The following is a 21,450-nucleotide window of genomic DNA, read 5'->3' on the forward strand; positions in this document are numbered from 1 at the left end:
AGAGTGGAACCCCCGACCGAAGGGACCCACCCGCCATGACCCAGCCCAGCGACCTCCCCTACGGCACCCCCCAGGCACCCCGCGTCGCCGTCCGCGGCGAAGCCCACCTCGAAGTCGACCCCGAGATCGCCCGCATCGGCATCACCGTCACCGCCCGCGGCACCGACCGGCGCACCACCCTCGACGACCTCACCCGCCGCAACACCACCGTCCTCGACCTCCTCAAGAGCTACGGCGACGCCGTCGAGAACATCACCACCGGAACCCTCACCATCACCCCCGAACTCACCCGCCACGGCCGCACCGAACGCGTCCGCGCCCACCACGGCACCGTCCACATCACCGCCGAACTCACCGACTTCACCGCCCTCGGCGAACTCGCCACCCGCCTCGCCGACCTCGAACTCACCCGCGTCGACGGCCCCTGGTGGGAACTGCGCCCCGACTCGCCCGCCCACGGCGAAGCCCGCCGCCGCGCCGTCGAGGAAGCCGTCCAGCGCGCCCGTGCCTACGCCGAAGCCCTCGGCACCCGCCTCGCCGCCCTCGTCGAACTCGCCGACCTCGGCGCCGAGAACGCCACCCCCTACCTCCCGCCCGCGACCGGCGGCGCCCGCATGGCCTTCGCCGCCGCCGAATCCGCGGAATCAACCCCTCCGCCGCTCGACCTCGAACCCCGGCGCCAGACCGTCACCGCACAGGTGAACGCCCGCTTCACCATGCATCCGCCCCAGCTCTGACGCTCATCGGAGCAGACCCCCGCACAATTAAACACTTGTCAATAACCTTTCACGCAAAGGTTGTTGGACAGTCATGCGGGACCAAATCTCTACCCACCGGTAAGCCATAGGCTCGCCCCATGCGCCGAGCCAAAATCGTCTGCACCCTGGGCCCAGCCACCGACACATACGACCAGATCAAGACCCTGGTCGAAGCCGGAATGGACATCGCCCGCTTCAACCTCAGCCACGGCACCTACGCCGACCACGAGGAGCGCTACCAGCACGTACGCAAAGCCTCCGACGAAACCGGCCGCAGCGTCGGCATCCTCGCCGACCTTCAAGGCCCGAAGATCCGCCTCGGACGCTTCCAAGAAGGCCCCGTACTCCTTGAACGCGGCGACGACTTCACCATCACCGTCGAACCCGGCGTCCAGGGCGACCGCCACACCTGCGGCACCACCTACGACGGCCTCGCCGCCGACGTCACCCCCGGCGAACGCATCCTCGTCGACGACGGCCGCGTCACCCTCCAGGTCACCTCCGTCGACGGCCCCCGCGTCCACACCACCGTCCTCGAAGGAGGCATGGTCTCCGACAACAAGGGCCTCAACCTCCCCGGCGTCGCCGTCTCCGTCCCCGCCCTCTCCGACAAGGACGTCGAAGACCTCCGATGGGCCCTGCGCACCGGCGCCGACATCATCGCCCTCTCCTTCGTCCGCAGCGGACGCGACATCGAGGACGTCCACCGCGTCATGGACGAAGAGGGCCGCCGCGTACCCGTCATCGCGAAGATCGAGAAGCCGCAGGCCGTCGACAACATCGACGACATCGTCGCCGCCTTCGACGGCATCATGGTCGCCCGCGGCGACCTCGGCGTCGAGATGCCCCTCGAACACGTCCCCGTCGTCCAGAAGCGCGCCATCAAACTCGCCAAGCGCAACGCCAAACCGGTCATCGTCGCCACCCAGATGCTCGACTCGATGATCGACAACTCGCGCCCCACCCGCGCCGAGGCCAGCGACGTCGCCAACGCCGTCATCGACGGCACCGACGCCGTCATGCTCTCCGGCGAGACCAGCGTCGGCCGCTTCCCCGTCGAGACCGTCCGCACCATGAGCCGCATCGTCGAAGCGGCCGAGGAGGACGTCCTCGCCAAGGGCCTCCCGCCCCTCACCGAACGCAACAAGCCCCGCACCCAGGGCGGCGCCGTCGCCCGCGCCGCGGCCGAGATGGGCGACTTCCTCGGCGCCAAGTACCTCGTCGCCTTCACCCAGTCCGGCGACACCGTCCGCCGCCTCTCCCGCTACCGCTCCCCGATCCCCCTGCTCGCCTTCACCCCGGACCCGGCCACCCGCTCCCAGCTCAACCTCACGTGGGGCGTGGAGACCTTCCTCGGCCCGCACGTCGACTCCACGGACGCGATGGTCGCCCAGGTCGACGAGCACCTGCTCCGCATCGGCCGCTGCCGCAAGGGCGACGTCGTCATCATCACCGCCGGCTCCCCTCCGGGCGTCTCCGGCTCGACGAACCTCGTCCGCGTCCACCACATCGGCGAACCCCTGGCGTAACCCGCCACTCAGTGCTTCGGCCCGACATGCGCGTCCATCAACCCCACGGACGCGCGTCGGGCGACCGAGATGTTGTACGGACTCCCGCCGCGGACACACTGCGTCCACTCGACGCCGAGCGTGTCCAGGGTGTCGGTGAACAGCCGCCGGATGTCGTCCGACACGTTGGTGAAGAAGTACCGCGGATACTCGTACCGCTTCGGCACCCCGCCCACGAGGCGCGTGGTCCAGTTCGTGATCCGGCACCCGTCGGAATGGATGAGCCCCCGGACGAACTCCCAGGGATGCTCGTCCACGATCTCCTGCTGCCAGGCCTCGAGGACGATGCGCCGTTCGTGCTTCCTGCCGGGGCCGTGCTGGGGGAAGAGGCACGGCCAGTGTTTGCTGCTGCTCGCCACGGAGACACAGCCCTGCTTCTGCACACGGCAGACGCTGTTGTCCGGGCGTACCGCACGCATCGCCGCCTCACAGGCGTCGATGAGGCCGGGCCAGGCGTCGGCGCACGCGATGCGGAGGTAGTGGACACCTCTCCTGTGCTCGCTGATGCAGCCGTCGCCGAGATAGAGGCCCAGGAGGTAGGCGTACGCCGCCCTGTCCTCGGGCATGCCAGGTACGGTCCTGCAGCGAGGACATGGTTCGCCCGTGCGGATGAGGGGTTCGATCCGTGTCTGCCAGGAGCGGATGGCCGCCCGCGATATGCCGGTCTGTTTGCTGACGGAGTTCAGACTGCGGCCTTGACTGACGAGGATGAGCGCGCGTTTACGGGTGTCGATGTCGTACACGTGGCGAGTGTGGCCCGGGGGTGCTTCCGGCGAGCGGGTTCGATCGTTCGTTCACCCAGGGGGGTGACGTGCGCCGGTCCACTTGTGACCATGGAATCCAAGGAAAAGTGCCCCGGGTCGGACTCGAACCGACACTGTGTGGGTTTTGAATCCACTGCCTGCTGCCAATTGGGCTACCGGGGCCCGCAGATTCCAAGGTTTCCCTGGACCCGCTGCGCGTCCACCATACCGCAGCTAGGTAGGCTCATGGGGAGCTGTACCTGCCTTGGAACGAGGAGCCCACGTGACCGCCCCCGAGTCGCCCCAGCCCGACGCCGCCGACGACGACAAGTCGCACGTCCCGCCGCTGACGACCCGTGTCGTCATCGCCGAGGACGAGGCCCTCATCCGCCTCGACCTCAAAGAGATGCTCGAGGAAGAGGGCTACTCCGTCGTCGGCGAGGCCGGTGACGGCGCCCGTGCCGTCGAACTGGCGCGGGAGCACCGGCCGGACCTGGTGATCCTGGACGTGAAGATGCCCGTCCTGGACGGGATCTCCGCCGCCGAGAAGATCGCCGGCGAGTCCATCGCGCCGGTGCTGATGCTGACCGCGTTCTCGCAGCGGGACCTGGTCGAGCGGGCGCGGGACGCCGGGGCCATGGCGTACCTGGTGAAGCCGTTCAGCAAGAGCGACGTGGTGCCGGCGATCGAGATGGCGGTGTCGCGGTTCGCCGAGCTGAAGGCGCTGGAGAAGGAGGTCGCGGACCTCTCGCAGCGGCTGGAGACCCGGAAGCTGGTGGACCGGGCGAAGAGCATCCTGCAGACGCAGTACGGGCTGTCGGAGCCGGCGGCGTTCCGGTGGATCCAGAAGACGTCGATGGACCGGCGCATGTCGATGCAGCAGGTCGCGGAGGCGGTCATCGAGGACGCCGAGGAGAAGAAGGCCGCGAAGAACCAGTAGCGCGCGCGAACGAACGAAGAGGGCCCACCCGTCGCCGGGTGGGCCCTCCTCCGTGTCCGGCTCAGTCCTCGCCGAGGTAGGCCTTGCGGACGGACTCGTCGTGCAGGAGGTCCCGTCCGGAGCCGGAGAGGACGATCTTGCCGATCTCCATCACATGGGCCTGGTCGGCGAGGGAGAGCGCCGCCTGGGCGTTCTGCTCGACGAGCAGGATGGTGGTGCCCTGGGCCTTGAGTTCGGCGATGGTCGCCATGATCTTCTGCATCATGATCGGGGAGAGGCCCATGGAGGGCTCGTCGAGCATGAGCAGTTTGGGCTGGGACATCAGGGCGCGTCCCATGGCGAGCATCTGCTGCTCACCGCCCGAGAGGGTGCCGGCGGCCTGCTTGCGGCGTTCGCCCAGGATGGGGAAGAGGTCGTAGGCGCGCTGGATGTCCTTCTCGATGCCGGTCCGGTCGCTGCGGAGGAAGGCGCCGAGGCGGAGGTTGTCCTCGATCGTCATGCGGGGGAAGATGTGCCGCCCCTCGGGGGAGTGGGCCAGCCCGAAGGAGACGATCTTGTGGGCGGGGTACTTCCTCAGCGGCTTGCCGTCGAACTTGACCTGGCCGCCCACCGGCTTGAGCAGCCCGGAGAGGGTGCGCAGGGTGGTGGTCTTGCCGGCGCCGTTGGTGCCGATGAGGGTGACGACTTCGCCTGCGTCGACGGTGAAGGAGATGCCCTTGACGGCTTCGATCTTGCCGTAGGCGACGCGCAGGTCCTCGACTTCGAGCAGGGCGGTCATGAGTCGTTCTCCTTGCCGGAACCCGAGGCGCCCGTGGCTTCGGCGGCGGTGGTCGGGGCGGTGGTGCGGTCGGTGTCGCCGTCGTCGTCGCCGTCGGTGGCGTCCGGGGTGTCGCCGTCCGGTGTACCGGCGTCCGCGTCGGCGTCCGCGTCGGTGTCCGGGGTGTCGGCGTCGTCCGGGGCGTCCGCGTCCGCGTCGGTGTCCGACGTGCCGGTGGCGGCCTCGGCCTCGGTGTCGGCGTCCGCCTCGGCGTCCGTCGCGTCGGCGTCGGCGTCCGTGTCCGCCTCGGCGGCGGCCTCCACGGCCGCTTCCTCGGCGGCGGCGACCTCGGCGGCCTCCGCCTCGCCGGGCTCGCCCTCGAAGGGCTCGCCCAGGTAGGCGGCGATGACGCGCTCGTCGCGCTGGACGGTCTGGCCGTCGCCCTCGACGAGCTTCTGGCCCTGGACGAGCACGGCGACGCGGTCGCAGAGGTTCATGATGAACCGCATGTCGTGCTCGATGACGAGGATGGCGATGCCCATGTCCCGGATGGCGAAGACCAGTTCCTCGGTGGCGCGGGTCTCCTGCGGGTTCATGCCGGCGGTGGGCTCGTCGAGGAGCAGCAGGCCGGGTTCGCTGGCGAGGGCGCGGGCGATCTCGAGCTTGCGCTGCTCGCCGTAGGGGAGGTTGCGGGCGAGGTGGTCGGCCTTGGCGCCGAGGCCGACGAACTCGAGGAGTTCGGTGGCGCGGGCGCGGGAGGCGGCTTCGGCCTTGTGGAAGCCGGGGCCGCGCAGGAGGGCCGACCAGAGGCCTTCCTTGGTGCGGGTGTGGCGGCCGACGAGGACGTTCTCCAGCACGGTCATGTTGCTGAAGAGCCGGATGTTCTGGAACGTCCGGGCGATGCCGGCGGCGGTGACCTTGAAGGACTTGGGCGGCAGGACCTGGCCCTTGTACCGGACTTCTCCCTCGGTGGGGATGTAGAGGCCGGTGAGGCAGTTGAAGAAGGTGGTCTTGCCGGCGCCGTTGGGTCCGATGAGGCCGACGATCTCACCGCTCTTGACCGTGAGGTCGACCGAGCGTACGGCGGTGAGGCCGCCGAAGCGCATGGTGACACCGCGGGCGTCGAGGACGGTTTCGCCAGGAGCCGGGGCCTTGGCCGTGGTGGCCGTCGTGGTGGTGGTCATGTTCAGGCACCTGCCTTGGTGAGGGTGGCGGGCGCTTCCTCGTTCTCGTGGAATTCGAGCTGGCGGCGGCGGTTGGGGATCATTCCCTCGGGGCGGAAGCGCATCAGCAGGACGAGCGCGACGCCGAAGGCGAAGAGCTGGTAGTCGCCGAGGAACTGCAGCTTGTTGGGGATGAGGAAGAGCAGTGCGCCGCCGACGAGCGGTCCGCTGATGGTGCCCATGCCGCCGAGGACGACGGCGGCCAGCAGGAAGGCCGAGTTGGGCGGGACCACGTGGGCGAACTGGTACTGCTCGGGGGTGACGGTGTAGGTGACGTGGGCCTGGACGGCGCCGGCGAGGCCCGCGAGGGTGGCGCCGAGGGCGAAGGCGACGAGCTTGACGCGGAAGCCGTTGATGCCCATGGCGAGTGCGGCGGTCTCGTCCTCGCGGATGGCGATCCAGGCGCGGCCGATGCGCGATTCGGAGCTGCGGCGGAACACCACGACGACGATCAGGGTGACCAGCAGCATCAGGAAGAAGTAGTTCGCGAACCGGCCGATGGTGAAGCCACCGATGGTGTGGACGGCGCCGAAGTCGAAGCCGAACATGTTGAGGTTCGGGATCGAGGAGATGCCGTTGGAGCCGTTGGTGACGTCGGGGCCGGAGGTGCCGTCGAGGTTGAGGACGGTGATCCGGAAGATCTCACCGAAGCCGAGGGTCACGATGGCGAGGTAGTCGCCGCGCAGCCGGAGCGTCGGGGCGCCGATGAGGACGCCGAAGATCATCGAGACGCTCGCGCCGACGAGGATCGCCGCCCAGAAGGGCAGGTGGACGTCGTACGGCGAGGAGGGGGAGCCGGAGACCATGGCCGCGGCGTAGGCGCCGACGCCGAGGAAGGCGACGTAACCGAGGTCGAGGAGACCGGCGAGGCCGACGACGATGTTCAGGCCGAGGGCGACGGTGGCGAAGATCAGGATGTTGACGCCGATGGTGGCGTACTGGTCGTCGCTCTGGGTGAAGGGGAAGGCCGCGGCGGCGACGAACGCGCCGATCATGGCCACGTTGCGGTGCCGTGCGGTGAGCACGGAGACGCGGGCGATCAGGCCGGCCTTGGCGAGTGCCGCGAAGCCGAAGCCGGCCGTCATCAGGAAGCCGAGGAACAGCTCGTCGTACTCGGTGCCGATACCGTAGGTGAAGACGGTGAGGCCGAGGGCGAGTACGGCGGTGATGATGAGGATCTCGACGTAGCCGGGGAGCTTGCGGGCCGGGGTGATCGGTCCGGTGGCGAAGGCGGCCTTGACGGTCGTCCACTGGTTGCCGGCGCGGTGCTTGAACTGGTCCCAGCCGGTGTCCTCGGGGTCGGCGGGCAGCAGGTGCGGCCGTTCGAAGGGGAGGGCCAGGGCGCCGACGAGGCTCACCAGGGTGGCGAGGCCCATGACCCAGCCGCCGGGCTCGAGGTTGATCAGGCCGCCGAGCTGGGCGCTGATGGCGATGATCGTGTACCAGCCGGTGACGAACGCGGCGAGGGCCGACAGCTTGATGGCGGAGTCGGCGCCGGCGGGCACGAGCCAGCGGGTTCCCTTGATGCCGTACGAGGCGAGTCCGAACAGGGCGGTCAGGGCGCCGCCGATGAGGACGAGCCACTGGAGGCCGCCGGGGTAGCCGTAGTACGTGAGGTCCCCGGGGAAGGCGGGGGTCCAGGTCCAGGCCAGGAACGCGGAGACGACGGTGAGCGCGCCGCCTGCGGTGGCGGTGGCCCGCGCGATGTGCGGGGGCAGGGCGATGAGCCCGGTGCGCTCGGCGGTCGTGGTGGTGTGCGGGGTGTCCGCGGTGGTGGTCTGTGTGGTCATGGTGGTGTCACGCCCTGTCCGCGACGCGCTCGCCCAGGAGGCCCTGGGGCCGGAAGAGGAGCACGAGGATGAGGAGTACGAACGCCCAGACGTCGGCCCAGGACTGGCCGCCGAGCTGCTGCATGCCGGGGATGTCGGCGATGAAGGCGGTGGCGAGGGTCTCGGCGAGGCCGAGGGCGAGGCCGCCGATCATGGCGCCGTAGATGTTGCCGATGCCGCCGAGGACGGCCGCGGTGAACGCCTTGAGGCCGAGGATGAAGCCCATGCGGAAGTTCACCTCGCCGTACTTGAGGCCGTAGGCGACGGCTCCGATGGCGGCGAAGGCGGCGCCGAGGGCGAAGGCGACCACGATGATGCGGTCGGTGTTGATGCCCATCAGCTTGGCGGTGTCGGGGTCCTGGGCCGTGGCCTGCATGCCGCGTCCGGTCCGGGTCTTCATGACGAAGTAGCCGAGGATCGCCATGGAGAGGGGTGCGGCGGTCAGGAGGAAGACGTCACCGGTCTGGATGGTGACGCTGCCGAGGTGGAAGGGGCCACCGGGGATCTCGGGGAAGGTGAGGGAGGAGGTGGCTCCCGGGTACCAGGCCCAGACCGCCTGCTGCAGCGCGAGGGATATGCCGATGGCGGTGATGAGCGGTGCCAGGCGTGGGCCCCCTCGCAGGGGCCGGTAGGCGAATCGTTCGGTTCCGACCGCGATGGTGACGGCGACGATGATCGCGCCGATGATCATGAGTGGCAGGGCGAGCCACATGGTGGTGCCGCCGGGGAGAATCAGCCAGACCGTGAGTGCGCCGAAGCCACCGGTCATGAAGATCTCGCCGTGGGCGAAGTTGATGAGCTGGACGATGCCGTAGACCATCGTGTAGCCAATGGCGACCAGCCCGTACATCGATCCGAGTAGCAGGCCGTTGACCAGCTGTTGCGGCAGTTCGTTCACCGCAGGTCCTCCGAAGTCTTTCGCCGGATGTGACACCGCGCGGGGCGCTTTGTGCAGCGTCCCGCGCGGCCAGGGATGTGATGCGGAGTCGTGATCAGCCGGAGTAGGTGCCGGACTTCACGGGCTTCCAGGCGCCGCCTTCGTAGCGGTAGACGGTGAGCTGCTTGTTCGTCGCGTCGCCGTACTCGTCGAAGGAGACCTTGCCGGTGACGCCCTCGAAGGAGACACCCTTCATGGCCTCGAGGACCTTGGAGCGGGCGTCGTCGGGCAGCTTGCCGCCGTTGTCGTCGACGACCTTCTTGACGGCCTCGATGATCGACCAGGCGGAGTCGTAGGAGTAGCCGCCGTAGGCCTCGAAGGCCTCCTTGTAGCCGGCCTTCTTGTAGTTCTCGACGAACTCCTTGGCCGAGGGAAGGGTCTCGACCGGGGCGCCGACGGAGGTGGCGAGGTCGCCCACGCCCTCCTTGCCGGACAGCTTGATGAACTCGGCGCTGTAGATGCCGTCGCCGCCGACGAGCGGGATCTTGGCGCCGGAGGCCTTGATCTGCTTGCTCAGCGGGCCGGCGGCGGGGTACTCGCCACCGTAGTAGACGACGTCGGCGCCCGAGTTCTTGATCTTGGTGACGACCGCGGAGAAGTCCTTGGTGTCGGGGTTGACGTGGTCCTCGCCGGCGACCTTGCCGCCGAGCTTGGTGAACTCGGCCTTGAAGGTGGCGGCGAGTCCGGCGCCGTAGGTCTTCTTGTCGTCGACGACGAAGACCTTCTTCTTCTTGGCGTCGTTGAAGAGGTACTGCGCGGCGAAGGGGCCCTGGATGGCGTCCGTGGTCGCGGTGCGGAAGTACGAGGCGTACGGCCGCTTCTTGGTGCCGCCGTTCCAGTCCTGGCCCTGGGTGAGGGCCGGGTTGGTGTTGGCGGGGGAGACCTGGACGAGCTTGGCGTCGTCGAAGACCTTCTGCATGGACTCGGCCACGGAGGAGTTCAGCGGGCCGACCACACCGAGGACGTCCTTGTCGGCGACCAGCTTGGTGGCGTTCTGCTGGCCCGAGGAGGGCTGTGCCTGGTCGTCGAGTGCCTCGATCTTGAAGGTGACGCCGTCGACGTACTTCTTCTCGTTGGCCTGCTTGGCCGCGAGGTCCACCGAGTTCTTGATACCGAGGCCCAGGGCGGAGAGGTCGCCGGTCAGCGGGGCGTCCACACCGATGACCACGGTGGTGCCGCCACCTCCGACGGAGTCCCCACCCTTGTCGTCGCGCGAGCCACAGGCGGTGAGGGACAGTGCTCCGGTCGTGAGCACTGCGGTGAGTATGAGCAACGAACGCTGTCGCACGAAGGGGTCCTTTCCCTGGCGCGGTCTCCTCGGGTCGAGGAGCCGTGTCGAGCGCCTGGCCGTACATGGAGTGGTACAGCCGTGCAGTTGACGCGCCCGGCGGCGCGGTGACTGGCCGTGACTCTAAGCGCAGCCGGGGCGGCTCGGGGAGCGCCATCGGCAGGATGTGACTCTCTTGTTATGCCGTGGCCAAACGTTTCGATGCGTGGCGCTTACACCCTTCGGCGATGATCCGGTGTTCCTCTCACATGTCGAGAACGCCCAGTTCCGCTAAGGGGCTTGGGGGGATCTTGGTGCTTACGGCGGGCTCGGGCGCCGGTGCTCCGGGAGGGGGCGCGAAGGGGGTTGCGGGGCGCCCCGGGCCCTCCTGGAGGCATGATCATTCACTCCTCCGAATGTTACGCAGTGTTACGACGGCGTGTCGGCGGCCCGGGTCACCGCCAGGGGTGGCCGGTGGGTCCGCCGCCCTCGTGGCGCTCGGCGCACCGGCGCTCCGTCTCCTCCGCGACGAGCCTTTCCGCACCCTCCGCGCCGGTGCGTCCGCGCTCCTCGCGGGCCGCCGCGACGACCGCCGTGAGGATCTCGTTCTGCGCGCCGGACAGACCCTTCTGCATGAAGTCCCCTGCGGCGCGCCCGGCCAGCTCTTCTCGCGCCCAGTGTCCGATGAGGGAGACACAGAGTTCGATAGGTGAAGTGGCCCGTGCGGAAGGCGAGTTGTGCGCGGCGCCCTCGTGCGGCCGGGAGTCGCATCCGAGGGGCAGGACGGCGCAGACGAACAGGGCGAGCGGCAGCGAGCGCCGCCGTCCGCGGCGCGGTACACCGGGCGTCATGCGGCAGACGTTACGGCGCGGGCGCGGCTCCTGCCAGTGGCGGAGAACGTCAACTGTGCGTAAGCGGTGGGCGGTTGGGGGTGGTCCGGTGTGGGTGGTGTGCGAGCCGTGAAGGGGGTGGGTGCTCCGGTCGTCCCCGGCGTACCGGTGTCCGAGCGGACGCGGGCGCTATGCCGCTATCGACCGGATTCGCGTGTGCCGGGTGCGTTCCGCCGGCGTGCCGTCCGGCGTCGTCGCCGCCCCGCTTCCCTCGGCGTCCGCACCGTCGCCCGTGCGGCCCTCCGGCGGGGCCCGCACGCCGCGGATCATCAGCGGGTCGCCGGGCCGTTCCCGCGCCGCGCGGTCGCGCCCGCCGGTGGGTGGCGGAGCTGCGACGGCGACGGACAGCGACGGAGGCGGCGGGTGTGGCCTTGGACCGGTGCGCCTCCTGCGGCCTGCGGAAACCTCCTCCGGGGCGGTGCTCCGGACCCTCGCCGCGGGCGTCGCGGGGGGTGTGCCGGGCGGGGCCGGGGAGGGTGCCCCGGGGGTGTCCCGGGGGTGAGGAGGGTAAGGGGCGCCGGGCCTGTGGGGCCTGTACGGCCGGGACGTTTCGGGGGCCGTCGGCGGCGGGCGCTTATTTTCGGCGAAATCGGCGGGTGTCCAAGGAGTGGACACTTCATGGCCGTCCCGAAGGGGTGGACCGATACGGAGGAAGGGCGTCGTTTCCGAGGGGGCCGGGGCTGTGGGAGGGCGCGGTGGGCCTCCGGGGCCCGGAGACGGCCGGGAGGCGTGGGTGCGGCGAGCGGGGGAGAGTCAGGGGCCGACCGGGCGCCATGCCGGCGGCCGGCCCCTGGCTGCCGGACGGGTCAGCCGGTGGTGCCCGGCGCCGACGCGCCGGGGACGTTGTCCGCGTCCTTGGGGGAGACGTCGCGGAGCAGGCAGGTCAGGCGGGCGGTGCAGACGCGCTTGTCCTGCTCGTCGGTGATGACGATCTCGTACGTGGCGGTCGAACGCCCCCGGTGGACCGGGGTGGCCACACCGGTCACCAGGCCGCTGCGGACGCCGCGGTGGTGGGTGCAGTTCAGGTCGATGCCCACGGCGATCTTGGTGACGCCCCCGTGGAGCATGGAGCCGATGGAGCCGAGGGTCTCGGCCAGCACGGCGGAGGCCCCGCCGTGCAGCAGCCCGTAGGGCTGGGTATTGCCCTCGACCGGCATGGTCCCGACGATCCGCTCCGCGGATGCCTCGACGATGTGGACGCCCATCCGGTTGCCGAGGTGTCCGGCGGAGAAGAGGGCGGGCAGGTCCACACCGAGCGAGGCGTACTCGTCGATGACCTCTTGCGGGAACTTCACCTGTGTCTGCTCGCCCATGGGGCCCGGCTCCGATCGTCGTGCGTCGTGTCCCTGTACTTCCGTACCGCCTAAGCAAACGCTCAGGCGGAGGGCGATTGTTCCAGACGCACCACGACGGACTTGCTGGCGGGGGTGTTGCTGACGTCGGCCGTCGAGTCCAGCGGCACCAGCACGTTGGTCTCCGGGTAGTACGCGGCGGCGCAACCGCGGGCGGTGGGGTAGTGGACGACGCGGAAGCCCGCCGCCCGCCGCTCCGTGCCGTCCGTCCACTCGCTGACGAGGTCGGTGTACGCCCCGTCGGCGAGCCCCAGCTCCCGGGCGTCGTCGGGGTGGACCAGGACGACCCGGCGTCCGCCCCTGATGCCCCGGTAGCGGTCGTCCAGCCCGTAGATCGTGGTGTTGTACTGGTCGTGCGAGCGCAGCGTCTGGAGCAGCAGCCGGCCCTCGGGCACCCGGGGGTACTCCACGGGCGCCGCCGTGAAGTTCGCCCGGCCGGTCCGCGTCGGGAAGCGGCGCTCGTCGCGCGGGGCGTGCGGCAGGGCGAAGCCGCCCGGGTTCGCCGCCAGCCTGGCGTTGAAGTCCTCGAAGCCGGGCACCACGCGCGCGATGCGGTCGCGGATCGTGGCGTAGTCCGCCTCGAACTCCTCCCACGGCGTCGCCGACGCCTCGCCGAGCACCGCCCGCGCCATGCGCGCCACGATCGCCGGCTCGGACAGCAGGTGCGGGCTCGCCGGCGGCAGGTTCCCCCGAGAGGCGTGTACCAGGCTCATCGAGTCCTCGACGGTCACGAACTGCTTGCCGCCGCGCTGGACGTCCTTGTCGGTCCTGCCCAGCGTCGGCAGGATCAGCGCGCGCGTGCCGGTGACCGCGTGCGAGCGGTTCAGCTTGGTCGACACGTGCACGGTCAGCCGGGCCCGCCGCATCGCGGCCTCGGTGACCTCGGTGTCGGGGGTGGCGCCGACGAAGTTGCCGCCCATGGCGAAGAAGACCTTGGCCCTGCCGTCGCGCAGCGCCTGGATGGCGCGGACGACGTCGAGACCGTGGTGGCGGGGCGAGGTGATCCCGAACTCCTTGTCGAGCGCGTCCAGGAAACCGGCCGAGGGACGCTCGAAGATCCCCATGGTGCGGTCGCCCTGCACGTTGGAGTGGCCGCGCACCGGGCAGACCCCGGCGCCGGGGCGGCCGATGTTGCCCCGCAGCAGGAGGAAGTTGACCACCTCGCGGATGGTGGCCACGGAGTGCTTGTGCTGGGTGAGGCCCATGGCCCAGCAGACGATGGTGCGCTGCGAGGCCAGCACCATGCGCAGGGCCCGCTCGATCTCGTCGCGCGTCAGACCGGTGGCGGCGAGGGTCTCGTCCCAGTCGGCGGCGGTGGCCGCGGCGGCGAACTCCTCGAAGCCGTGCGTGTGCTCCTCGACGAAACGCCGGTCGACCGCGCCGTCGGTCTCCAGGACCAGCTTGTTCAGCAGCCGGAACAGGGCCTGGTCGCCGCCGATGCGGATCTGCAGGAACAGATCGGTGAGCGAGGCTCCCTTGATCATGCCCTGCGGGGTCTGCGGGTTCTTGAACCGCTCCAGGCCCGCTTCGGGCAGCGGGTTCACCGAGATGATCCTCGCGCCGGACGCCTTGGCCTTCTCCAGGGCCGACAGCATCCGGGGGTGGTTCGTGCCCGGGTTCTGCCCGGCCACGATGATCAGGTCGGCGCGGTGCAGGTCCTCCAGGGAGACGCTGCCCTTGCCGATGCCGATGGTCTCGGTGAGCGCCGAGCCGGACGACTCGTGGCACATGTTGGAGCAGTCCGGCAGGTTGTTGGTGCCGAACTCGCGGGCGAAGAGCTGGAGCAGGAAAGCGGCCTCGTTGCTGGTGCGGCCCGAGGTGTAGAACACGGCCTCGTCGGGGGAGCCGAGCGCCGTCAGCTCCTCCGCGATGATCGCGAAGGCGCGCTCCCAGGACACCGGTTCGTACCGGTCGGCGCCCTCCGCCGCGTACACGGGGTGGGTGATCCGGCCCTGCTGGCCCAGCCAGTAGCCGCTGCGGGTGGCGAGGTCCGCGATGGGGTGGGCGGCGAAGAAGTCCGGTGTGACGCGGCGCAGGGTCGCCTCCTCGGCGACGGCCTTCGCCCCGTTCTCGCAGAACTCGGCGACGTGCCGCTCGTCCCCCTCGGGCCAGGCGCAGCCCGGACAGTCGAAGCCGTCCTTCTGGTTGACCTTGAGGAGGGTGCGCGCGGTGCGGGCCACGCCCATCTGCGCCCGCGACATCCTGAGCGTGTGCCCGATCGCGGGGAGGCCCGCGGCGGCGTGCTGCGGCGGCGCGACCTGCGGCGCGTCCTGGACGGGGTCCCCTGCGGGCGGCTTGCTGGCCATCGCGCTCTCCCTCGAGCGGTCGTGTCCGTCGGACGTCTTCGCTGTACGTCTCCGATCCTGTCACGTGGCACCGACAGCGGCGGACTCAAGGCTCGCTCGGTCGGGATTGTCAGTGGTCCGTGGCAGGATCGTCCCCGTGGTAGAGACAGCATCGAAGAAGACCGACGACAACCGTCCGCGCCTGCTCCTCATGGACGGGCACTCCCTGGCGTACCGGGCGTTCTTCGCGCTGCCCGCGGAGAACTTCACCACCGCGAGCGGCCAGACGACCAACGCCATCTACGGCTTCGCGTCGATGCTGGCGAACACGCTGCGCGACGAGGCGCCCACGCACTTCGCGGTGGCGTTCGACGTGTCCCGCAAGACCTGGCGCTCCGCGGACTTCCCGGAGTACAAGGCGAACCGCTCCAAGACCCCCGACGAGTTCAAGGGGCAGGTCGAGCTGATCGGCGAGCTGCTCGACACCATGAACGCGGAGCGGTTCGCGGTCGACGGCTTCGAGGCCGACGACATCATCGCCACCCTGGCCACCCAGGCCGAGGCGGCGGGCTTCGAGGTGCTGATCGTCACCGGCGACCGGGACTCCTTCCAGCTGGTCTCCGACCACATCACCGTGCTGTACCCCACCAAGGGCGTCTCGGAGCTGACCCGCTTCACCCCGGAGAAGGTCCAGGAGAAGTACGGGCTGACCCCCTCGCAGTACCCGGACTTCGCCGCCCTGCGCGGCGACCCGTCCGACAACCTGCCGGGCATCCCCGGCGTCGGCGAGAAGACCGCCACCAAGTGGATCAACCAGTTCGGTTCGTTCGCGGAACTGGTCGAGCGGGCCGACGAGGTCAAGGGCAAGGTCGGCCAGGCGCTCCGCGACCACCTGGAGTCCGTCAAGCTCAACCGTCACCTGACGGAGCTGGTGCGTGACGTCGAGCTGCCCAGGACGGTCGCGGACCTGGAGCGCCGGCCGTACGACAGGACGGCGCTGAAGGGCTTCCTGGAGGTCCTGGAGATCCGCAACCCCAGCCTGCGGGACCGGCTCCTGGCCGTCGACCCGGGCACTGCGGAGGAAGAGGCCCCCGCCCCGGCCGCCGGTGTCGAGCTGGACGGCTCGGTGCTGGGCGCCGGCGAGGTGGCGGCCTGGCTGGAGGAGCACGGCCGGCAGCCCCTCGGCGTGGCCACCGTCGCCACCTGGGCGCTGGGCGTGGGCAACGTCAGCGAGGTCGCCCTGGCGGCCGCCGACGGCAAGGCGGCCTGGTTCGACACCACGCAGCTGGACGAGTCCGATGAGAAGGCCTTCGCCGCCTGGCTCGCCGACCCCGACCGGCCGAAGGTCATGCACAGCGCCAAGGAGGCGCTGCGGGTCTTCCCCGAGCACGGGTGGCGGATCGAGGGCATCACCATGGACACCGCCCTCGCCGCCTACCTGGTCAAGCCCGGCCGCCGGTCCTTCGCGCTGGACGCCCTGTCCGTCGAGTACCTGCACCGCGAGCTGGCCCCCGCCGCCGCCGACGGGCAGCTCGCCTTCGGCACCGACGAGCAGGCCGAGGCCGACGCCCTGATGGCCCAGGCCCGCGCGGTCCTCGACCTGGGCGAGGCGTTCGGCGACAAGCTGCGGGAGGTCGGCGCCGCCGAGCTGCTGCACGACGTGGAACTGCCCACCTCCCTGCTGCTCGCCCGGATGGAGCGGCACGGCATCTTCGCCGACCGCGCCCATCTGGAGGCGATGGAGCAGCAGTTCGCGGGCGCCGTGCAGCAGGCGGTGAAGGAGGCGCACGCCTCCGTCGGGCACGAGTTCAACCTCGGCTCGCCCAAGCAGCTCCAGGAAGTCCTCTTCGGCGAGCTGAACCTGCCCAAGACGAAGAAGACCAAGACCGGTTACACCACGGACGCCGACGCGCTGGCGTGGCTGGCGGCGCAGACCGAGCACGAGCTGCCGGTCATCATGCTGCGCCACCGCGAGCAGGCGCGGCTGCGCTCGACCGTCGAGGGCCTGATCAAGACCATCGCCGCGGACGGCCGCATCCACACCACCTTCAGCCAGACGGTCGCGGCGACCGGCCGCCTCTCCTCCACCGACCCGAACCTGCAGAACGTACCGGTCCGCACCGACGAGGGCCGGGCGATCCGGCACGGCTTCGTCGTCGGCGAGGGCTTCGAGTCGCTGATGACGGCCGACTACAGCCAGATCGAACTGCGGGTCATGGCCCACCTGTCCGAGGACGAGGGCCTGATCGAGGCGTTCACCTCCGGCGAGGACCTGCACACCACCGTCGCCTCGCAGGTCTTCGGGGTGGAGCGGTCCGCCGTCGACGCCGAGATGCGCCGCAAGATCAAGGCCATGTCGTACGGCCTGGCGTACGGCCTGTCCGCCTTCGGCCTCTCCCAGCAGCTGAACATCGAGGCGGGCGAGGCCCGCGCCCTGATGGACACCTACTTCGAGCGGTTCGGCGGCGTGCGCGACTACCTGCGCCGGGTCGTCGACGAGGCGCGCGCCACCGGGTACACGGAGACGATGCTCGGCCGCCGCCGGTACCTGCCGGACCTCAACAGCGACAACCGCCAGCGCCGCGAGTCGGCCGAGCGGATGGCGCTCAACGCCCCGATCCAGGGCACCGCCGCCGACATCGTCAAGGTGGCCATGCTCAACGTCGACCGGGCGCTGCGCGAAGCGGGCCTCACCACCCGGATGCTGCTCCAGGTTCACGACGAAATCGTGCTGGAGGTCGCCCCGGGCGAGCGGGAGCGCGTCGAGGAGCTGGTCCGCCACGAGATGTCGACCGCGGTCGACCTGCGCGCCCCGCTGGACGTCTCGGTGGGCGTCGGCCCGGACTGGGACTCCGCCGCGCACTGATCCGCACGGCACCGGCCCTCCCCCCCGTACGGGACGGGAGGGCCGGCGCCCTAGCGTGCCTCGCGCAGCCGCATGCCCGCGCCGTACAGCAGCAGGCCCGCCGCGAGCCCGGCCCCGGCCCCGAAACACGCGGTCGGGATGATGTCCAGCGGCGTCTCGATCCGCCCCCAGTACGCGTACCACCGCACGCACCGGTGGACGACGCCCGCCGCCACGCACGCCCCGAGCAGCCCCGCCGCCAGCCACCGGCCCCGCCGGTCCAGCACCGGCACCGACGCCGGCGCCCGCCGCGCCGCCTCCGGCGGGACCCGCCGCAGCGCACCACCCACGAACCACACGAGCACCACCAGCGCGACGGCGGAGCCGCCGTACTGCGCGTAGAGGTACACGGGGAACCCGGCCACCACCGCCCCGAGCGCCGGGAGCACCTGCGTGCCCCACCGGTCCGCATGGGTGAACAGGTCCCACACCACGTGCGTCGCCGCCCCGATGGCGGCCGAGACGGAGAACCGGACCGCCAGCCCCACCGGGTGACGCCCCCGCCAGGGCTCACCCCGCACCAGCGCGTGCACCCGCCCCTGCCACCGCGCCGGCACCAGCGCCAGCAGCGGCTCACGCACCATCAGCCACACCGCCACCAGCGCGGCGGCGATGAGGACGTCGACGGTCAGGATGCCCGGCAGGCTGTGCGTGACGTCCCCGAAGAGCATCGCGCCCGGGATCGCGGTGTCCGCGAAGTACGTCATGTCGGGCGCGAACGACCCCGCGACGAGCGCCGACGCGACCAGGGGCCCGCGCGCGGTCCCCGACCTCCGTATCCCGGGCAGGACCGCCGCGGCGTGGCTGAGCGTGAATGGCATGGCTGTGGCGCCCCCCGGATGCGTACCTCTGTCAACGCCGCCCAGTATGCGCGAGGTTCGGGCACCGGATTCCGGACGACGCGGAGGTGACGAATGCGTGAAAACCGGTCAGGTGGCGGTGTGCAGGGGCGCCGAGTTGACGTAGGGTCGCCTGAGTCATCGCGCTGGGGAGCGCGAAGGGCCGGCGACGGGGAGGGACCAGACGTATGGCAGCGCGTATCGGCCGTCGACTGCGCAAGGGGGCCACCAGCACAGCGGTGGCCGCGGTGGCGGTGGCGGCGCTGTCCGCCTCGCAGGCGCCGGGGGTGACGCCTGCCGCCGCGGACGGCACCGACCAGCCGATGTCGGATGCGACACCGCCCTCGCCCGACGGCTCGGCCACCGGCAACTCGCCGTACTACACCGACCTGCCGCCCCTCAACACGCCCGCCCCGCCCGGCGGTTCGACCCAGCCGACCGTCACGGGCCCTGCCGAGGCCGGCATCCCCGCGACGGTGCTCGCCGCCTACAAGCAGGCCGAGCAGTACCTGAAGACCGACGACCCGGGGTGCAACCTTCCCTGGCAGCTCCTCGCGGGCATCGGCAAGGTCGAGTCCGGGCAGGCGCGCGGCGGTCGCGTCGACGCCAACGGCACCACCGTCACGCCCATCCTCGGCCCCGTCCTCAACGGCGTCGGTTTCGCCGACATCTCCGACACCGACGACGGCGCCTACGACGGCGACCGGACGCACGACCGGGCCGTCGGCCCGATGCAGTTCATCCCCTCCACCTGGGCGACCTGGGGGCAGGACGCCAACGGCGACGGCCGCAAGGACCCGAACAACATCTACGACGCCGCCCGGGCGGCGGGCATGTACCTGTGCGCGAACAACCGGGACCTCGCCCTCAAGGCGGACCTGGACAAGGCGATCCTCAGTTACAACCGCTCCACGGAGTACCTCCGTACGGTGCTGTCCTGGTTCGAGTACTACAAGAGCAACAGCCACCAGGTGCCCGACGGCACGGGTGTCCTCCCGATCGACCGCGGCGACCCCGGCACCGGCGCCGGCGCCGGTACCAGCCCGGTCCTCACCCCCACTCCGACGCCGACCCCGCCGGTCACCCCCCGGCCCACCCCGCCCGCCCCCTCGCCGTCCCCCGGCCCGGGCGGCGCCACGCCGACCCCGAAGCCGCCGGCGACCAAGCCGCCGACCCCGACCCCGCCGGCGACCCCCACCCCGACACCGACGCCGACGCCGACCCCCACGCCCAGCCCCTCGCCCTCCGCGACCGTCACCCGCCTGAAGGACGCCGGAACGGGACCGCTGACCGCGACGGCCGGCACCCGCTTCACGGAGCGTCCCGCGGTCACGGCGCTGAACGCGGCGGGCAAGCCGGTGGCCAGGGTCGGTGTGCGGTTCGCGATCATCGGGGACACCGACTCCCGCTTCCCCGGCGGTGCCACCACCGTCACCGTCCTCACCGGCGCCGACGGCACCGCCACCGCGCCCGAACTCCAGGCGGGCGAGCGGGCAGGGGCGTTCACCGTCCGCGCCACCGTGGCAGGCCGGACACTCACCCCCGTCGAGTACGCCGCGACCGTCACCGCCCGCCAGGCCGACGCCCTGACCAGGACGGACGACCAGCAGCTCACCGCCGCGCCCGGGGCGGAGTTCGCCGGCCAGGTGCAGGTGAAGGCGACGCACAAGGGCATCGCCGTCGCCGGTGCCACCGTGACCGCCACCATGGTCAAGGCGGCGGACGACGGGACCGTCAACGACAAGGGGCCCTTCTTCAAGGACGCGCAGGGCAACCCGGTCCGCACCCTGGAGGGCCTGACGACCGGTGCCGACGGCACCCTGACGCTCCCCAGGATGTACGCGGACGACCAGGCCGGCACGTACCTGCTGCGCCTCACCACCGCCGGCGGCGTCACCCTGACCGTCGAGCTCCAGGTCGCCTGACCGGACACCCCCGGCGCGGTGCCCGGCCCGGCACCGCGCCCACCGCCCCACCCTCCCGGTGGGGCGGCGCCATGCGCGGGGCGCCCGCCCGCTGTCCGGCGGGGCGCCGGACGGGGGGCGTTCCGTGCCGGGGGGACCTGTGCCGGGGTCCGCGCCGGGGGCCTGCCCGCCCCCCGGCCGGTGCCGGCGGCGGGCCGTCAGCGGCGCGCGTTCGTCCGGCGGGTCGGCGGGGCCGACGCCGGGTCCTCCGGCCACGGATGCCTCGGGTACCGGCCGCGCAGTTCCGCGCGCACGGAGCGGTAGCCGTCCCGCCAGAAGGACGCCAGGTCCGCCGTGACGGCCGCCGGGCGCCCGGCCGGCGACAGCAGGTGCACCAGGACCGGGACGCCCGCTATGGACGGCGTCTCGGCGAGCCCGAACATCTCCTGGAGCTTCACCGCCAGCACCGGCTGCTCACCGCCGTACTCGACACGGATCCGCGACCCGCTCGGCACCTCGATCCGCTCAGGGGCCAGCTCGTCGAGCCGGGCCGCCTCACCGGTGGACCAGGGCAGCAGCCTCCGCAGGGCCTGACCCGCGTCGATCCGGCCGAGGTCCGCCCGGCGCCGGGCCCGCGAGAGCTCCGGTTCCAGCCAGTCCTCCGGGCGCTCCAGCAGCGCGGCGTCCGACACGTCCGGCCACGGCGCCCCCAGCACCCGGTGCAGGAACGCCAGCCGCTCGCGCAGCTCGTCCGCCTCCCGGGACCAGCGCAGCAGCCCCGGCCCCTCGCGCCGCAGCCCCTCCAGCAGGGCCTCCCGCACGAGCGCCGGACCGGGGTCCCTCAGCGGGCGTACGACCGTCTCGACGGCGCCCAGCCGCTCCACCGACCGGGCGACCACGTCGCCGTCCTCCCACCGCACCTCGTCACCCGCGACGAGCAGGTGCCGGGCCGCGGTCCGCGCGGTCCCTTCGTCCACCACGGCGGCCAGCCGCACGCGCGCGGAGGCGGCGTGCGAGGGGCGGTCCGCGACGGCGACGGCGAGCCACGCCGAGCCACGCAGCCGGGACTCCCCGGTCAGCTCCGCGCCCGTCCCGGAGGCCATCAGGAAGGCACCGTCGCCCTTGGCCCGCGCCACCCGCTCCGGGAAGGCGAGGGCGGCCACGAGCCCGGCGGCGGCGTCGTCCGCCAGGCCGGCGGAGCCGTCGCCCTCCCGCCCGGGACGCCCGCCGGACCGGCCGCCCGCCCCCGCGGG

Annotated in this window: 16 protein-coding genes and 1 tRNA gene; 5 read left to right on the plus strand and 12 right to left on the minus strand. The window is 71.4% G+C overall.

Translation table 11 applies throughout. From position 1 onward, the window contains the following. The first annotated feature begins 35 nt into the window (after window positions 1-35). The gene (locus A4V12_RS32230; protein WP_064073036.1) at window positions 36-737 is read left to right on the plus strand and encodes an SIMPL domain-containing protein; all 702 of its coding nucleotides are present in this window, start codon (window positions 36-38) and stop codon (window positions 735-737) included. A gap of 119 nt (window positions 738-856) precedes the next feature. Further along, window positions 857-2,287 carry a pyruvate kinase gene (gene pyk / locus A4V12_RS32235; RefSeq protein WP_064073037.1) on the plus strand — a complete coding sequence of 477 codons (1,431 nt, stop codon included), beginning with the start codon at window positions 857-859 and terminating at the stop codon, window positions 2,285-2,287. An 8-nt stretch (window positions 2,288-2,295) separates the two neighbouring features. On the opposite strand, the gene A4V12_RS32240 is transcribed toward pyk, so the two are convergent. Continuing rightward, window positions 2,296-3,069 (minus strand): helix-turn-helix domain-containing protein, encoded by a 774-nt coding sequence (locus A4V12_RS32240; protein WP_064073038.1) that lies wholly within the window; start codon window positions 3,067-3,069, stop codon window positions 2,296-2,298. Between the two features lie 108 nt (window positions 3,070-3,177). Then, window positions 3,178-3,252, minus strand: a tRNA-Leu gene (locus A4V12_RS32245). A 100-nt stretch (window positions 3,253-3,352) separates the two neighbouring features. Here A4V12_RS32245 and A4V12_RS32250 point away from each other — a divergent pair. Then, complete coding sequence (locus A4V12_RS32250; RefSeq protein ID WP_064073039.1) at window positions 3,353-4,009, plus strand: ANTAR domain-containing response regulator; 657 nt, start codon at window positions 3,353-3,355, stop codon at window positions 4,007-4,009. A gap of 61 nt (window positions 4,010-4,070) precedes the next feature. Here the strand turns inward: A4V12_RS32250 and A4V12_RS32255 are convergent, their stop codons facing one another. The 8 genes from A4V12_RS32255 to A4V12_RS32290 form a co-directional block, all read right to left on the minus strand. After that, window positions 4,071-4,787, minus strand: a complete 717-nt coding sequence (locus A4V12_RS32255; protein WP_064073040.1) for an ABC transporter ATP-binding protein — start codon at window positions 4,785-4,787, stop codon at window positions 4,071-4,073. Further along, window positions 4,784-5,950, minus strand: a complete 1,167-nt coding sequence (locus A4V12_RS39625) for an ABC transporter ATP-binding protein (protein WP_079137541.1) — start codon at window positions 5,948-5,950, stop codon at window positions 4,784-4,786. The genes A4V12_RS32255 and A4V12_RS39625 overlap by 4 nt, the downstream gene beginning before the upstream one ends. Window positions 5,951-5,952: 2 nt before the next feature. Beyond that, the gene (locus tag A4V12_RS32265) at window positions 5,953-7,779 is read right to left on the minus strand and encodes a branched-chain amino acid ABC transporter permease (RefSeq protein ID WP_064073041.1); all 1,827 of its coding nucleotides are present in this window, start codon (window positions 7,777-7,779) and stop codon (window positions 5,953-5,955) included. Window positions 7,780-7,786: 7 nt separating this feature from the next. After that, window positions 7,787-8,716, minus strand: a complete 930-nt coding sequence (locus A4V12_RS32270) for a branched-chain amino acid ABC transporter permease (protein WP_064073042.1) — start codon at window positions 8,714-8,716, stop codon at window positions 7,787-7,789. A 94-nt stretch (window positions 8,717-8,810) separates the two neighbouring features. Then, a complete protein-coding gene (locus A4V12_RS32275; RefSeq protein ID WP_064073043.1) occupies window positions 8,811-10,043 on the minus strand; it encodes a branched-chain amino acid ABC transporter substrate-binding protein in 1,233 nt (410 codons plus the stop codon). A gap of 434 nt (window positions 10,044-10,477) precedes the next feature. Next, window positions 10,478-10,873: a hypothetical protein gene (locus A4V12_RS32280; RefSeq protein WP_079137542.1), complete on the minus strand. Its 396-nt coding sequence runs from the start codon at window positions 10,871-10,873 to the stop codon at window positions 10,478-10,480. A gap of 845 nt (window positions 10,874-11,718) precedes the next feature. After that, window positions 11,719-12,225 (minus strand): PaaI family thioesterase, encoded by a 507-nt coding sequence (locus tag A4V12_RS32285; protein ID WP_064073044.1) that lies wholly within the window; start codon window positions 12,223-12,225, stop codon window positions 11,719-11,721. Window positions 12,226-12,287: 62 nt separating this feature from the next. Beyond that, window positions 12,288-14,570, minus strand: a complete 2,283-nt coding sequence (locus tag A4V12_RS32290) for an FdhF/YdeP family oxidoreductase (RefSeq protein WP_064073045.1) — start codon at window positions 14,568-14,570, stop codon at window positions 12,288-12,290. Window positions 14,571-14,760: 190 nt separating this feature from the next. On the opposite strand from A4V12_RS32290, the gene polA reads away from it, so the two are divergent. Next, window positions 14,761-17,415 carry a DNA polymerase I gene (gene polA, locus A4V12_RS32295; RefSeq protein ID WP_064073165.1) on the plus strand — a complete coding sequence of 885 codons (2,655 nt, stop codon included), beginning with the start codon at window positions 14,761-14,763 and terminating at the stop codon, window positions 17,413-17,415. A 50-nt stretch (window positions 17,416-17,465) separates the two neighbouring features. On the opposite strand, the gene A4V12_RS32300 is transcribed toward polA, so the two are convergent. Then, window positions 17,466-18,275 carry a DUF4184 family protein gene (locus A4V12_RS32300; RefSeq protein WP_064073046.1) on the minus strand — a complete coding sequence of 270 codons (810 nt, stop codon included), beginning with the start codon at window positions 18,273-18,275 and terminating at the stop codon, window positions 17,466-17,468. A gap of 206 nt (window positions 18,276-18,481) precedes the next feature. On the opposite strand from A4V12_RS32300, the gene A4V12_RS32305 reads away from it, so the two are divergent. Then, window positions 18,482-20,218, plus strand: a complete 1,737-nt coding sequence (locus A4V12_RS32305) for a lytic transglycosylase domain-containing protein (protein ID WP_064073047.1) — start codon at window positions 18,482-18,484, stop codon at window positions 20,216-20,218. A gap of 197 nt (window positions 20,219-20,415) precedes the next feature. Here A4V12_RS32305 and A4V12_RS39335 read toward each other — a convergent pair. Then, on the minus strand, window positions 20,416-21,450 hold a 1,035-nt coding region (locus tag A4V12_RS39335), incomplete at its 5' end, for an ATP-dependent helicase C-terminal domain-containing protein (RefSeq protein ID WP_350498036.1).

This window comes from Streptomyces noursei (assembly GCF_001646665.1).
GTDB lineage: Bacteria > Actinomycetota > Actinomycetes > Streptomycetales > Streptomycetaceae > Streptomyces > Streptomyces lavendulocolor.

Excerpts from the sequence above, each read along its gene's own strand:
- A4V12_RS32230 (WP_064073036.1), top strand. The coding sequence starts at position 36 with ATGACCCAGCCCAGCGACCTCCCCTACGGCACCCCCCAGGCACCCCGC.
- pyk (WP_064073037.1), top strand. The coding sequence starts at position 857 with ATGCGCCGAGCCAAAATCGTCTGCACCCTGGGCCCAGCCACCGACACA.
- A4V12_RS32255 (WP_064073040.1), bottom strand. The coding sequence starts at position 4,787 with ATGACCGCCCTGCTCGAAGTCGAGGACCTGCGCGTCGCCTACGGCAAG.
- A4V12_RS39625 (WP_079137541.1), bottom strand. The coding sequence starts at position 5,950 with ATGACCACCACCACGACGGCCACCACGGCCAAGGCCCCGGCTCCTGGC.
- A4V12_RS32265 (WP_064073041.1), bottom strand. The coding sequence starts at position 7,779 with ATGACCACACAGACCACCACCGCGGACACCCCGCACACCACCACGACC.
- A4V12_RS32280 (WP_079137542.1), bottom strand. The coding sequence starts at position 10,873 with ATGACGCCCGGTGTACCGCGCCGCGGACGGCGGCGCTCGCTGCCGCTC.
- A4V12_RS32285 (WP_064073044.1), bottom strand. The coding sequence starts at position 12,225 with ATGGGCGAGCAGACACAGGTGAAGTTCCCGCAAGAGGTCATCGACGAG.
- A4V12_RS32290 (WP_064073045.1), bottom strand. The coding sequence starts at position 14,570 with ATGGCCAGCAAGCCGCCCGCAGGGGACCCCGTCCAGGACGCGCCGCAG.
- polA (WP_064073165.1), top strand. The coding sequence starts at position 14,761 with ATGGACGGGCACTCCCTGGCGTACCGGGCGTTCTTCGCGCTGCCCGCG.
- A4V12_RS32300 (WP_064073046.1), bottom strand. The coding sequence starts at position 18,275 with ATGCCATTCACGCTCAGCCACGCCGCGGCGGTCCTGCCCGGGATACGG.
- A4V12_RS32305 (WP_064073047.1), top strand. The coding sequence starts at position 18,482 with ATGGCAGCGCGTATCGGCCGTCGACTGCGCAAGGGGGCCACCAGCACA.